Origin of the sequence: Acidovorax sp. (assembly GCF_016783915.1) — a bacterium.
Lineage (GTDB): Bacteria > Pseudomonadota > Gammaproteobacteria > Burkholderiales > Burkholderiaceae_C > Acidovorax.
Window position 1 is genome coordinate 1 of record NZ_JADHVT010000138.1, and the last position, 12,080, is coordinate 12,080.

At 59.2% G+C, this 12,080-nt stretch carries 12 protein-coding genes; 4 read left to right on the forward strand and 8 right to left on the reverse strand.

What is annotated here, in order from left to right; all coding sequences use genetic code 11:
• From ISS20_RS19580 to ISS20_RS19590, 3 genes are all read left to right on the forward strand, one after another.
• A partial coding sequence (locus tag ISS20_RS19580; protein WP_291438751.1) for a TolC family protein occupies positions 1-700 on the forward strand: 700 nt, incomplete at its 5' end.
• A 12-nt stretch (positions 701-712) separates the two neighbouring features.
• Complete coding sequence (locus tag ISS20_RS19585; protein ID WP_100409587.1) at positions 713-2,230, forward strand: efflux RND transporter periplasmic adaptor subunit; 1,518 nt, start codon at positions 713-715, stop codon at positions 2,228-2,230.
• Positions 2,227-5,376, forward strand: coding sequence for an efflux RND transporter permease subunit (locus ISS20_RS19590; protein ID WP_291438755.1), 3,150 nt, complete (start codon positions 2,227-2,229; stop codon positions 5,374-5,376). The genes ISS20_RS19585 and ISS20_RS19590 overlap by 4 nt, the downstream gene beginning before the upstream one ends.
• Before the next feature lie 399 nt (positions 5,377-5,775).
• On the opposite strand, the gene ISS20_RS19595 is transcribed toward ISS20_RS19590, so the two are convergent.
• The 8 genes from ISS20_RS19595 to mobI form a co-directional block, all read right to left on the reverse strand.
• A complete protein-coding gene (locus ISS20_RS19595; RefSeq protein WP_108497763.1) occupies positions 5,776-6,282 on the reverse strand; it encodes a hypothetical protein in 507 nt (168 codons plus the stop codon).
• Between the two features lie 18 nt (positions 6,283-6,300).
• Positions 6,301-6,624, reverse strand: coding sequence for a heavy-metal-associated domain-containing protein (locus ISS20_RS23680; RefSeq protein WP_108497762.1), 324 nt, complete (start codon positions 6,622-6,624; stop codon positions 6,301-6,303).
• A gap of 229 nt (positions 6,625-6,853) precedes the next feature.
• Positions 6,854-7,306: a hotdog domain-containing protein gene (locus tag ISS20_RS19600; RefSeq protein WP_291438758.1), complete on the reverse strand. Its 453-nt coding sequence runs from the start codon at positions 7,304-7,306 to the stop codon at positions 6,854-6,856.
• Between the two features lie 165 nt (positions 7,307-7,471).
• The gene (locus ISS20_RS19605) at positions 7,472-8,056 is read right to left on the reverse strand and encodes an HAD domain-containing protein (RefSeq protein ID WP_291438760.1); all 585 of its coding nucleotides are present in this window, start codon (positions 8,054-8,056) and stop codon (positions 7,472-7,474) included.
• 93 nt (positions 8,057-8,149) lie between these two features.
• Positions 8,150-8,398 carry an MbcA/ParS/Xre antitoxin family protein gene (locus ISS20_RS19610; protein ID WP_082836292.1) on the reverse strand — a complete coding sequence of 83 codons (249 nt, stop codon included), beginning with the start codon at positions 8,396-8,398 and terminating at the stop codon, positions 8,150-8,152.
• A 3-nt stretch (positions 8,399-8,401) separates the two neighbouring features.
• The gene (locus ISS20_RS19615; protein ID WP_133246267.1) at positions 8,402-8,731 is read right to left on the reverse strand and encodes a hypothetical protein; all 330 of its coding nucleotides are present in this window, start codon (positions 8,729-8,731) and stop codon (positions 8,402-8,404) included.
• A gap of 51 nt (positions 8,732-8,782) precedes the next feature.
• Complete coding sequence (locus ISS20_RS19620) at positions 8,783-9,079, reverse strand: hypothetical protein (protein WP_108498434.1); 297 nt, start codon at positions 9,077-9,079, stop codon at positions 8,783-8,785.
• A 1,507-nt stretch (positions 9,080-10,586) separates the two neighbouring features.
• The gene (gene mobI, locus ISS20_RS19625; protein WP_146186043.1) at positions 10,587-11,006 is read right to left on the reverse strand and encodes a conjugative transfer protein MobI(A/C); all 420 of its coding nucleotides are present in this window, start codon (positions 11,004-11,006) and stop codon (positions 10,587-10,589) included.
• 591 nt (positions 11,007-11,597) lie between these two features.
• Here mobI and ISS20_RS19630 point away from each other — a divergent pair.
• On the forward strand, positions 11,598-11,966 hold the full coding sequence (locus ISS20_RS19630) for a hypothetical protein (protein WP_260668055.1): 369 nt from the start codon (positions 11,598-11,600) through the stop codon (positions 11,964-11,966).
• Positions 11,967-12,080 lie beyond the last annotated feature (114 nt).

A 12,080-nucleotide genomic window follows, 5' to 3' on the forward strand; every position in this document is an offset into this window, starting at 1 on the left:
CCTGCTGATGGCCAGGCAGGAGGCGCTTGCGCTGTCGGACCGTCGGGACGATCTGCAGCGGGACCGGTCCAAGGCCAGGGCGATGTTGCGGCGCTGGGTTGGCGCTCGCGCCGACGAGGCGCTACAGGGCACTCCTGGGCCGCTGAGCCGCCCCTTGGACCAACTGCGGTCAGAGGTACACCGCCACGCGGAACTTGCGCAGTACCCCGCCATGCAGGCCATGGCCTTGGCGGAAACGCGCGAAGCCCAGGCAGAAACCAAGGGTGATTGGTCCTGGGAAGTCGCCTACAGCCGCCGCGACCGCCGCTGGGGCGACATGGTGTCCTTCCAGGTGAGCTTCGACCTTCCATGGCAACAGGAGCGGCGCCAGGCACCCCAGATCAAGGCCAAGCAGCTGGAGCTGCAGCGCCTGGAAGCCGAGCAGGAAGACGTGACCCGCAGGCACCTGCAGGAGCTGGAGGACAGCGCCTCAGAGCTGGCGGCGCTGAACAGTCAGATCGAGCGGCTGCAATCGGCGGGCATGGGCTTGGCACAGGGGCGTGCCGAACTCGCGTTGGCCAATTACCAGTCTGCCAAAGGCGACTTGAGCGCCGTGCTGGCGGCCAGGGCCCAAGTGCGGGAGACGCACTGGCGGCTCATTGATCTGCAGGCGCAGCGGGACACCGTGATTGCCCGTCTGAACAGCCTGATCGCGGACTGAAGGGAGAACCACATGACCAATACCGTTTTCAAGAAGACCACTGTGGCCGTGGCACTGGTGGCTGCTGGCATTGCCCTCGGTTGGGGCGTCTCCCAATGGCGCATTGCGAGCAGTCATCCATCTGGCGCTACCCCTCCATCGGCAGAAGCGGCGAAGGCCGACCGCAAGGTGCTGTACTGGTACGACCCCATGGTGCCAACGCAGAAGTTCGACAAGCCAGGCAAGTCGCCCTACATGGACATGGCGCTGGTTCCCAAGTACGCCGATGAGGACGCACAACAAAGCACCGGTTTGAATGTCTCGGCACAAGCGGTGCAAGCCCTCGGCCTGCGCACCGCCACGGTGGAGCAGCGCGACATTGGATCCGATGTGGACGTGCTGGGCACGGTCCAGCTCAATGACCGGGATGTGAGTATCGTCCAGGCGCGTTCTGCAGGATTTGTGGAGCGTGTCTATGCCCGGGCCCCGGGTGACGTGGTGGCCGCAGGCGCGCCATTGGCCGATTTACTGCTGCCTGAGTGGGTGGCTGCGCAGCGCGAGTTCCTCGCTGTCCGGGCGCTCAAGGAAGAGTCGCTGACGGCCGCTTCGCGTCATCGGTTGTCACTGCTGGGCATGCCTGCCTCGCTCGTGGCCCAGGTGGAGCGCACGGGCGAACCTCAGGGCCGCTACACGGTGACCTTCCCACAAGCAGGGATGGTGGCCGAACTGATGGTGCGCCAGGGCATGACGGTCTCTGCGGGGGCCAGCCTGGTGCGCGTGAACGGTCTGGCCAGCGTCTGGATCGAAGCGGCCGTTCCCGAAGCGCAAAGCGGTCCCTTGCAACTGGGGCAGGACGCCCAGGTGCGCCTGGCCGCGTTTCCGGGCGAAACCCTCAAAGCCCGTGTCGTGAGCATCCTCCCAGAGGCCAACCGGGACACCCGCACGGTGCGCGTGCGCCTGGAGCTTCCCAACCCCACCCAGCGCCTGAAGGCGGGCATGTCCGGGCAGATTGCCCTGGCCGGACGTATGCAACCAGCGCTGCTGGTGCCCAGCGAAGCAGTGATCCGAACCGGTAAGCGGGCACTGGTTTACGTGGTGGACGGCCCCGGCAAGTACCACCCCGTCCAGGTACAACTTGGCGCGGAAATCGATGACCGACTCGTCATTCAAAGCGGACTCACCGCAGGGCAGCAGGTGGTCGCCTCGGCGCAGTTCCTGATCGACTCGGAAGCCAGCCTGCGAGGCATCATGCCCGCTCAACCTCCCGGCAGCAGCGCACAACCCATCGCTGAACAGGGTTCCTCGGCCTCTGCGGCTCCGGCGTCCAAGAGCTTTACGGTGCGAGGGGTGGTCGATGAGGTCACGCCAACCGAGCTGACCCTTACCCACGAGGCCGTGCCTGAACTGAAGTGGCCCGGCATGACCATGCCATTCAAGCTGGCAAACCCAGAGCTGGCCAAGGCCCTGAAACCGGAGCAGCAGGTCAAGTTCACCTTCCAGCAGCAAGGCAAGGACTTCGTGATCACTGCCGTGGAAAGGATCAAGCCATGATCGCACGTCTGATCCGCTGGTCGGTGGCGAACCGACTCCTGGTTCTGCTGGCGACCGTGATGCTCACGGCCTGGGGCGTGTGGGGCGTGCGCAGCACCCCCGTGGACGCGCTCCCCGATTTGTCGGATGTCCAGGTCATCATCCGCACCTCCTACCCCGGCCAGGCGCCGCAGATCGTGGAAAACCAGGTGACCTACCCGCTGGCCACCACCATGCTGTCCGTCCCGGGCGCCAAGACGGTGCGCGGCTTCTCGTTCTTTGGCGACTCGTTTGTCTACATCCTGTTCGAGGACGGCACGGACCTGTACTGGGCACGTTCCCGGGTGCTGGAGTACATGAACCAGGTGCAGGGGCGACTACCCGCCACGGCCAAATCGTCGCTCGGCCCCGACGCCACCGGGGTCGGCTGGATCTACCAATATGCGCTGGTGGACCGCACCGGCAAGAACGATCTCGCCCAGCTGCGGGCCCTGCAGGACTGGTTCCTGAAATTCGAACTCAAGAGCCTGCCCAATGTCGCGGAAGTGGCGTCGGTGGGCGGCATGGTCAAGCAGTACCAGGTGGTGCTCGATCCGATCAAGCTCGCAGCCCAAGGGCTGACCCAGGGGCAGGTGCGTGATGCCATCCTGGGAGCGAACCAGGAAACGGGAGGGTCGGTGCTGGAGTTGTCCGGGGCCGAGTACATGGTGCGCGCCAGCGGCTACCTCAAGACGCTGGACGACTTCAGGGCCATCCCGCTGGTGTCGCGCGCCGGGATTCCCGTGCGCCTGGGCGATGTCGCAACGCTGCAGATCGGACCGGAGATGCGGCGCGGCATCGCCGAACTCGACGGCGAGGGGGAAGTGGCCGGTGGCGTGGTGGTCCTGCGCTCGGGCAAGAATGCCCAGGAAACCATCCAAGCCGTCAAGGCCAAGCTCAGCGAGCTGCAAAGCAGCCTGCCCCAGGGCGTGGAGATCGTCACAACCTACGACCGCAGTGCGCTCATTGAGCGGGCGATCCAGAACCTCACCACCAAACTCGTGGAGGAGTTCATCGTGGTGGCTGTGGTCTGTGTCTTGTTCCTCTGGCACCTGCGCTCGGCACTGGTCGCCATCATTTCTCTGCCGCTGGGGATCATGGCGGCGTTTCTGGTGATGCGCTACCAGGGCATCAACGCCAACATCATGTCTCTGGGTGGCATTGCGATCGCAGTGGGCGCCATGGTTGATGCGGCCGTGGTGATGATCGAGAACGCCCACAAGAAGCTGGAGGCCTGGCAGCACAAGCATCCCGACCGCCAACTGGTGGGGGAAGAGCGCTGGAAGGTAATCACCGAAGCCGCCGAGGAGGTAGGCCCCGCGCTGTTCTTCTCGCTGCTCATCATCACCTTGTCCTTCGTGCCCGTCTTTACGCTGGAAGCACAGGAAGGTCGCCTGTTTGGACCGCTGGCGTTCACTAAGACCTACGCGATGGCCGCAGCTGCGGCCCTCTCGGTCACGCTGATCCCGGTCCTGATGGGCTACTGGATCCGGGGCCGCATCCCAGATGAGCAAAAGAACCCGATCACGCGCGCGCTGATTGCCGTGTACCGGCCTTGCCTGGAATGGGTTCTGCACCGCCCCAAATCCACACTGGTCATCGCCGTGCTGGCGCTGACGACCACGATCTGGCCCCTCTCGCGGCTGGGGGGCGAGTTCCTGCCCAGGCTCGATGAAGGCGATCTGCTGTACATGCCTTCGGCGCTCCCGGGCCTGTCGGCACAGCGGGCGACGGAGCTTCTGCAACTGAGCAACCGGATGATCAAGACGGTTCCCGAGGTCGAGCGCGTCTTCGGCAAGGCTGGCCGCGCGGAGACCGCAACCGATCCGGCACCGCTGGAAATGTTCGAGACCACGGTGAAGCTCAAGCCCAGAGACCAATGGCGTCCAGGAATGACGCCCGAGGGTCTGATCGAGGAGCTGGACAAGGCCGTCAAGATTCCTGGCCTGTCCAACATCTGGATTCCACCCATCCGCAACCGGATTGACATGCTGGCCACCGGCATCAAGAGTCCCATCGGGGTCAAGGTGACCGGCAACGACCTGAAGGTGATCGACGGGATCGCTGCCCAAGTCGAGCAGGTCGCCAAGGGCATTCCGGGAGTGACTTCGTCGTTGGCAGAGCGCCTGACGGGGGGGCGCTACGTCGATGTCCGCATCGACCGCACGGCCGCAGGGCGCTACGGGCTGAACGTGTCCGAAATCCAGGCCGTGGTCTCCGGGGCCATCGGTGGTGAAAACGTGTCTGAAACGGTCGAGGGCCTGGCCCGCTTCCCGATCAACCTGCGCTATCCGCGTGAGTGGAGAGACTCGCCAGAGCGCCTGGCCCAGTTGCCCATCTCCACCCCCATGGGTCAGCAGATCACGCTGGGTACGGTGGCCAGCATCTCCATCACCGATGGGCCGCCCATGCTCAAGAGCGAGAACGCCCGCCCATCGGGCTGGGTGTATGTCGATGTGCGGGGGCGCGATCTGGCATCGGTGGCCAATGACCTGCGCGATGCGGTGAGCCGCCAGATCAAGCTGGAGCCCGGGGTCAGCATCACGTACTCAGGCCAGTTCGAGTACCTGGAGCGGGCCAATGCCCGCCTGAAAGTAGTGGTGCCTGCCACCTTGCTGATCATCTTCGTGCTGTTGTACTTGACCTTCTCGCGCATGGGCGAGGCGGGACTGATCATGGCGACACTGCCATTTGCGTTGACCGGGGGCATCTGGTTCCTGTACCTGATGAACTACAACCTTTCGATCGCCACAGGCGTGGGCTTCATCGCCCTGGCGGGGGTCGCGGCAGAGTTCGGGGTGGTCATGCTCATCTACCTCAAGCAGGCACTCGCAGAGAGATGTCCAGACGGCAAGCAGCCCACGCTGGAAGATCTGCTGGACGCGATCCGGGAAGGTGCTGTGCTGCGCGTGCGCCCCAAGGCCATGACCGTGGCTGTCATCCTAGCGGGCCTGGTGCCCATCGTGTGGAGCAGCGGGACAGGCTCGGAGGTCATGAGCCGCATCGCGGCACCCATGCTGGGCGGCATGGTGACGGCGCCGCTGCTGTCCCTGTTCGTGATTCCTGCGGCCTATGTGCTGATGAGAAAGCCGAGAAAACGCGATCAGCTGGACAGCCAGGTTTCGTGAGACTAGCTTAGGGTGCCCCCTTTGGGGGCATCGAGTTTGCTGATCGAGAGGCTGCGTAGCGACGCCAGGCAATGCAGCCTCAATCGAACTGGCCCCATGGCATGGTGGGTGCCGATCGAAGCGGCGCCACCGGGTCAGCGGCGTACCCCTGTTGCTGTCGCTGAAAACTGAAGACCCGATAAGAGCATCGTCGCCGCCATCAATGGCACCCAATTGAGCTATCGATCAAGCATGGATGCAAAGGAACCGAACACATTCCCACTTCTGAAATGCGTAGTGCTTGGGGGCGGCAGTAACGGGCTCAAGGGGAAAGCGCCTTGCACTGGTCGATACAGGAAGGTGGTTTACAAAATCTCAATGAGATTTTGTGGCGAGCGCCCCTCAGGACGCTCGCGGGGGTTACTTGGATGGCATGGCCGCTTGGCGGTCCACCATCATTTGCATCATCTGTTCCATCATGGCCATGCGGCGCTCCATTTGAGCGTGCATGCCCATCATGCCGCCTCCCATGCCCGAGTTTCCAGAGGCTGCAGGTGCGGCAGGTTTGGCCTGCGCCCCTTGCTGCATCATCCCCATACCCATGCCACCAGAATTACCAGCACCCATCATGGCCATGCCGGACTGCATGAGCTTCATGTGCTCGTCCATCAGAGCAGAACGTTCGGCGGGAGCCTTGGCCGCCTGCATTTTTTTGTGCATTTCCTGCATCGCCTTCATCTGACGATCAAAGGCGTCCGGTGCTGGCGGGGTAGTAGCTGCCGGGGCAGACTGGGTGGCTACGCCACCGCTCTGCGCATCACCGGGGTGGTGACCTGCGTGTTCGTCCGCAGGTTTAGGAGATTGCGCGACGGCACAGCCCGCCACGAAAAGGGTTGTCAGCAGCCCAGCGACGATATTCAGACGCATGATGGTCTCCTTGTTGGTTCAACTGCAGCATGACGACGTACGGTTCGCAGCGCCTTGATTCACATCAACAGAGGTTGTGGACCGAGACGCACAGCAGCAGCCACCGATTGTTCGGCGCGATGAAGTCCCCGCCACGGCGTCTGCTTTGTATCCGGCACGCTCAATTGCGGAGCGGACAAGCTCCACAGTGTCGTCTTCGACTTGCCCAGGAACGCGGACCTGCCGCGTGGCCACATCGATTTCTACTTCGACGCCTGCTGGCAGTTGGGCCTGAGCTATTGCTCGACGAATACGCTGAGCACAACCGCCGCACGTCATATCAAGAACATTGAAATGGACCATGTGAGCCTCCTTTGGTTGATTCACGTTTTGACTATGAACCTTGCCACGGTGGGAAGGTCAAGGTCTCACGGAATTCAATCGCATAGAAGACCGGAAAGCAGCAAACGAACCCAGTGCTGGTGGTGTCTCTACGAGCTAGAACGCTCGCGCCTTGGGTGAACGATCGTCGAAAATCTCCATCTCAGCCGAGGGGACGGACACCTGCGCCTTGCGCCTTCCCGCCGCGTGCCTAGCGCGCAGGCGCCACCATAGCGGTGGCAATTGCCAAATGCTGGGCTGGCACTGTACCTGCCTGATAGAGAAAGCCCTCGGCGAACGAGAAGTTTTTAGCAGATCGAACCACATGCGCTTGGAATGCAAGCGACTCGTTGACAAGTGCAAGGGACAAAAATTTGACCGACAACTCCAGGGTGACGACGACCTTGGAATCGTAGTGACCCAGACCGGCAAGCACGAAGGCTGCATCAAAACCTGCGGCGATAACGCCGCCATTGATTGCGGAGGTTCCTCCACCTCCCTGAAGGCCAGATTCGATTTTGGTGAAATTGATGATCGCCAAGCCTGGCTCTTTGAACGCCCCCCTAAACCCAAACCAAGCAATTTCTTTCCTGGCGTTGAATTGAGCCAATTGCTCTTCGCGCTGAGTGGAGACTAGGCGAAACGGGATGGTCGGACTATGCATGGGAAAGCAATGATGCGTTTACCGTCCAAATGTACATTGAGGGCTCGTCCAAATGTACATTCAGGATGCGTCCAACCTTGCATCCAAGACACTTGCGGCAGGGGATTTCTCGAATGAAGGTTCGATAGTTAGACCGTTTTTAAGTGCACCGTGCCCCGCGAGCTGCTATGGGGTTCTGGCCGACAAGGCCACATGACAGCTGCGCAATTTTTCCCTCAGTTCGTGTTGTACCTCGGGGTTTGACAAGCCCGTAGTTCCCTCGCATGCGACCAGGTTTTGCCGACAGGGGTCAGGCCAATCTTCCAGATCGTCATCGAGCGCTATCCACTGCTGGGGTTTTCTGCGCTGAGCGTCTTCTTGAACTTGCACGCCCCGGGGTGTGGTGCGAAACATGGTCAGGTTCCAGGGATCCACGCCATGGACACGCCTGTGGTACGTCCCACCAATAAACCGGGCACGCAATGAGGCCGGAAGGCGTTTGAGTGTCGCGCTGTATCCGGGGCGAATGCACCACGTGCTACTCAGTACCAGAGCGACTGCCGGGTGGGGTTGGAGCACTGACTCCAGGATTGGAATCCATTCGAACAGCGAATGCCCTGCAGCCTCATACGGGCTCATGTAGATACCCTTGCGGGGATGCCAGAGCACTTTTTCATGGTGAACAACACCATCGAGATCGAGGTACAGGACGACGTCCGCGCTGCGTGGAGTGGACGCATGGAGATATGGGGAATTTTGGCCAGAGGACATAGCCGTATGTTGGGATTGCGCTGGGTGGCGATTTAGCCAAGGACGACGGCAGGGCCAGGGCGGATTCAGAACTCGCCAACCACGTGCGTATTCCTACGAGAACGCACCAGACTGGACACGCATGAGCAAGCTCCGCACCACCTCAAGGCCGCCGGGTTCTTTGAGTACATCGAGAGGCCTTCGATCGCCCAATGCCGGGACCGCCCCCACGAGCCAGTGATGAAGCCAGTCCTTTGCGTCGAAACCAGTTGGGTCGCCACACTCGTCAACCATGCGCTGCACAAGCATAGTGAGAATAGCGATGTGGTCTTCCAGGGCGATGAGGGCAGAATCTGCGGCCATGATTTACCGATCAGTCCCGCTAACAATGGCGTAGCGGCGTCGCCGGAGCGTCGGATCTTCGGTTGCATCGCCCGAGCGCGCATATTCCCTTGCGGTGATGACAGGAAGAGCGTGCTTGACCTTGATTGTGATGACGCGCTTCGCCTTCCAGGCCGCTTGACCTGTGCAGTGCAATTCCACGGCGATGGGATCTCTCAAGAGCTGTCGCGAGCTTCGGAGAGAGATTTCATCAAAGTACCCCTCAGAAAAACGTCGCCCCCGGGGGCATGCTTTCGCAGAGGTCGCACCGGGGGCTTGCTTTGCGCTGATGATAGCAACGATGTTCAAACTCATCGCGGGGTTGTATCGGCAGGAGAACCAGCGCTGACTCACCAAAGGCCCCGCTTACTCACTTTTACCAGTGCGCTGGTAAGGGCCATCAGCGTTTCTGCATCTGTCAGCGCCTCCGCCCCCATCAACGTGGACGGCAACGCATTTTCCAGCGATCTCTTGAGTACGGTTGAGCACCTGCTCCACCAGACTGGTCCGGGGAACAAACATGTAGTGCACTTCACAGTCCAGGCCATGAGCCAAACGTGCAAGCGTATTCAGCGTGATAGTGCCGTTGGCCTCGGCATGCTCCAGTTTGCGGACTCCCTGTGCCGTCATGCCCAAACGCTCACCCAGCGCTTTAGAACTCATGCCCAAGGCCAACCTAACCGTCTTTGCCCAACCACATCTGGGCGTGGCATTCCGCTGCAGCTTCGCAAAATCGCAAAACTGCCGGTCAAGTTCGGCCAAGCGGGTGAGATCCAGGCGGTTTTTCAAGGGGGCAAACGCATGAGGCAACAGACTGGTTGCCTCTTTAAGCAGATCTGGGCAACCGGTTTATTTCCATTGGGAGACGGGCACACTTGGAAAACAAAAATGGCATTCCAGTCAGCTATCTTTGCACGCCACGGTCTCGAACGGGACTAACAGGCTGCTGAAATACTCCCGTGCGTCCGGAACCTGCTCAGCGGCTGCAACCGCATTTTTCGCAGCAGCTTTCCGCAGGCTACGCTAGAAAACTGCTGCCACCTTTTGAAAACACTCCGAAATAGAGCGGATCTAACCAAACGGGGGAGGGCCATGTAATGAGGCGCAGGAGGCCCCAAAAACAAGCTTCCAAACTCCACCGGGGGGAGAATTACTTTGGGGCTCTGAGGGCGGTTTGGGAGCTAGGAGGCCCATCGGAGAATCTTGGGGTTCTATTACGGGAGACGGAAAACCCACAGCTCGCAGAGATACCATAAAGCAGCGGTGAGCAAATCCCGCTTTATATGGTCGCGCCTTGGGGGGTTGCGCCACTGAGACCGGCAAAAGGCGGCTTGTCGGTGAAAAGGTCACAAGAGCGATTTCTGCACCGCCGCGCGTCACCGGGCCCAGAGAGCGGAATTCTCCTTGGGATACCACTGAATCAAAACCCGACGCGGACCACCGCCAGAACCGCCAAAGGCCATATGGCTTCCGCGTAGCTCGTCGTATCCAGCGCCCGCCATTCTAATCCTACTGTTGTCGTAAGTGCGGCCTGCGAATCCATATGCCAATACCATCCGGGAACCAGGGCGCTGCAAGGCAAAGCCTGGAAACAGGACAAATACCGAGCACCAAATGGTGAAGATACCGGTTCCGGGCGGAAATTAAGGCTACGGAAGTGCGGGGCGAACACTAAACGCTGTCGGGCTGATTGGGCGACGAGGGCCGTCATCAAAATCGATGCGCAACTACATAGAAATGCATCTACATAGGGCCTCAGCTATCGCCGCGATTGAGGCGATTCCGCGAGGGGCGATTCGTCCTCTCAATAACAGCCTCGAAAGACCGCAATGTGTATAGAGGAAGAGCCAGTGTGATCGCCTAACCCCGAGATCAATGGAACCAAACTACGGAGCGCTTATTTCTTCGGGGGAAAGAAGACGGGGGTCAAAGCACGGGGCCTGAAGAGCACAAACGCCGCGAGGGAAACATCCAGCGAGCACATCAATCCACCCCTGAAATGTCAAAGGCCCCATGTGCATCTACATAGGGCCCAGGTTTAAGTGCAAGTGAAAAAAGAAGATTGTGGGTCAAGCTGCGGGTTCTATTGCTTTTACATAGGCCCTAGCCGACCGCCTCTTCCTCGGACTCAACCTCATCCCCCTTCTGCGCTTTCAACACGCGGATGGCATTACGAGTATTGATGATGGCCTTGACAATGTGTTTTGACTTTCGTCTGATGGATTGAAGCTTTTTTTTCTGTCTTCATCACTTCATCAATTTCCCATTCTCTGGCAAAGGTATTCAGTCGGTCCTTTGCATAGGTCATTGATTCTTCATTGATCGCAATCCTCACTCGAATGGATTGTCGGTTGTTCTTTTGACCAAACCAACGGATTCCCGTCCATTTGAGATCCAAGTGGTTGCCCTTTCTGGTACATGACAGTTGCAGTGTTGACCTGGACTCCCAGCCTGTCGCCTTCGCCTCAACCCGATCCACAAAGCTCATGTACTCGTCTGCCGCGACCATGGCTTGGCCATAGAGCACCTCGATGCATCGCTCAAGGCCTTGGATTGCATCTTCATAGAGGGCTAGTTCGTCTTTGTTCATTTCGGGGGGTAGATCCATCTCTTTACCGTGTATGGAGATACCCGGTACATCCATCCACGGGGCCGTACTGCTCAAAACACACTTTTTCCGGGATGGAGATGCTGGTCTGGTCCATCCTAGTTGGATGAATCCACCCATCCTATAGCATCCTCAGGTGTAGGCTTGAAAAAGTGTCAATCCTAATAGGATGGATTCAGGGTGCCAATCCATCCTATTAGGATGCACAGCTTTTTGGACTTTTCATGTCGCAGGGAGCGGAGGGGGTTGGGTCTCTTTATGATCCATTATTTGCCGTTCCATCCTAATAGGATGAATCCACTAGGTCAAAGAGCCGCTGGAACAGCTGATCTTGCAGTCCGCATAAAGAGGGGTGTGAATTCATCCTATTAGGATCAAGAGGCGTAAAATGATGAAAACGTCGTTTTGTCCGGGCAATTCGTTGAAGTGAGTCATTAGTCACTCTGTACTGCTACGAGACCGTCCGACGCCAGGCGTACTTGCTGCGACTACGCTGCGGTTGACCTGCGACAAGAATTGCACGTAATTGCATTAAGTGTCTAATGGAGTGCGATTAATTGTGAAGTTTATGTAATGAAGGTGGGAGCGCAAGCGGGAACTTTTATTTCCGAAGAGCACGGAGCAAAAGTGAGTGTCGAAACGCTCGGAAATGCAATTCACTCCGGCAAGGAAAGCATCTTGCTCATGGGTGAGCGTGTCGAACTTGCTCCTTTCCTCAAGAAGGCAAGTGAAACTCTTTCCTCTGTCGCAGCCACTTCGATTCAAAAGGCTCTCCGCGTGGAAACTATGTCTCCTGACGTTATTGTTCTGGTCGGCGGTGGATCTTCCTTCTTCCAGCAGGCAATTCAGGAGGCATTCCCGCGCCTGAAAGTGGTATCGCCTAAAAATCCTGTGCTTTCGAATGCGCGTGGATTTTGGCTGCTCGGCGGTGCTTCTGTATGAGCGGCAAAAGCCTGAAAGTCGTTGTCGAAATTAACGAGGCATACCCGCTTTTGCATAGTGCTTTTGCGCGGATTCCGGCTAATGTCAGATCAGAACGGCTTAGGGCTTTGGCAA

What these genes read in the sequence shown, in the direction of transcription:
- ISS20_RS19600 (WP_291438758.1), bottom strand. Translation starts at nt 7,306, where the DNA reads ATGCATAGTCCGACCATCCCGTTTCGCCTAGTCTCCACTCAGCGCGAA.
- ISS20_RS23680 (WP_108497762.1), bottom strand. Translation starts at nt 6,624, where the DNA reads ATGGTCCATTTCAATGTTCTTGATATGACGTGCGGCGGTTGTGCTCAG.
- ISS20_RS19610 (WP_082836292.1), bottom strand. Translation starts at nt 8,398, where the DNA reads ATGGCCGCAGATTCTGCCCTCATCGCCCTGGAAGACCACATCGCTATT.
- mobI (WP_146186043.1), bottom strand. Translation starts at nt 11,006, where the DNA reads ATGAACAAAGACGAACTAGCCCTCTATGAAGATGCAATCCAAGGCCTT.
- ISS20_RS19620 (WP_108498434.1), bottom strand. Translation starts at nt 9,079, where the DNA reads ATGAGTTCTAAAGCGCTGGGTGAGCGTTTGGGCATGACGGCACAGGGA.
- ISS20_RS19585 (WP_100409587.1), top strand. Translation starts at nt 713, where the DNA reads ATGACCAATACCGTTTTCAAGAAGACCACTGTGGCCGTGGCACTGGTG.
- ISS20_RS19630 (WP_260668055.1), top strand. Translation starts at nt 11,598, where the DNA reads ATGAAGGTGGGAGCGCAAGCGGGAACTTTTATTTCCGAAGAGCACGGA.
- ISS20_RS19595 (WP_108497763.1), bottom strand. Translation starts at nt 6,282, where the DNA reads ATGCGTCTGAATATCGTCGCTGGGCTGCTGACAACCCTTTTCGTGGCG.
- ISS20_RS19605 (WP_291438760.1), bottom strand. Translation starts at nt 8,056, where the DNA reads ATGTCCTCTGGCCAAAATTCCCCATATCTCCATGCGTCCACTCCACGC.
- ISS20_RS19590 (WP_291438755.1), top strand. Translation starts at nt 2,227, where the DNA reads ATGATCGCACGTCTGATCCGCTGGTCGGTGGCGAACCGACTCCTGGTT.
- ISS20_RS19615 (WP_133246267.1), bottom strand. Translation starts at nt 8,731, where the DNA reads ATGAGTTTGAACATCGTTGCTATCATCAGCGCAAAGCAAGCCCCCGGT.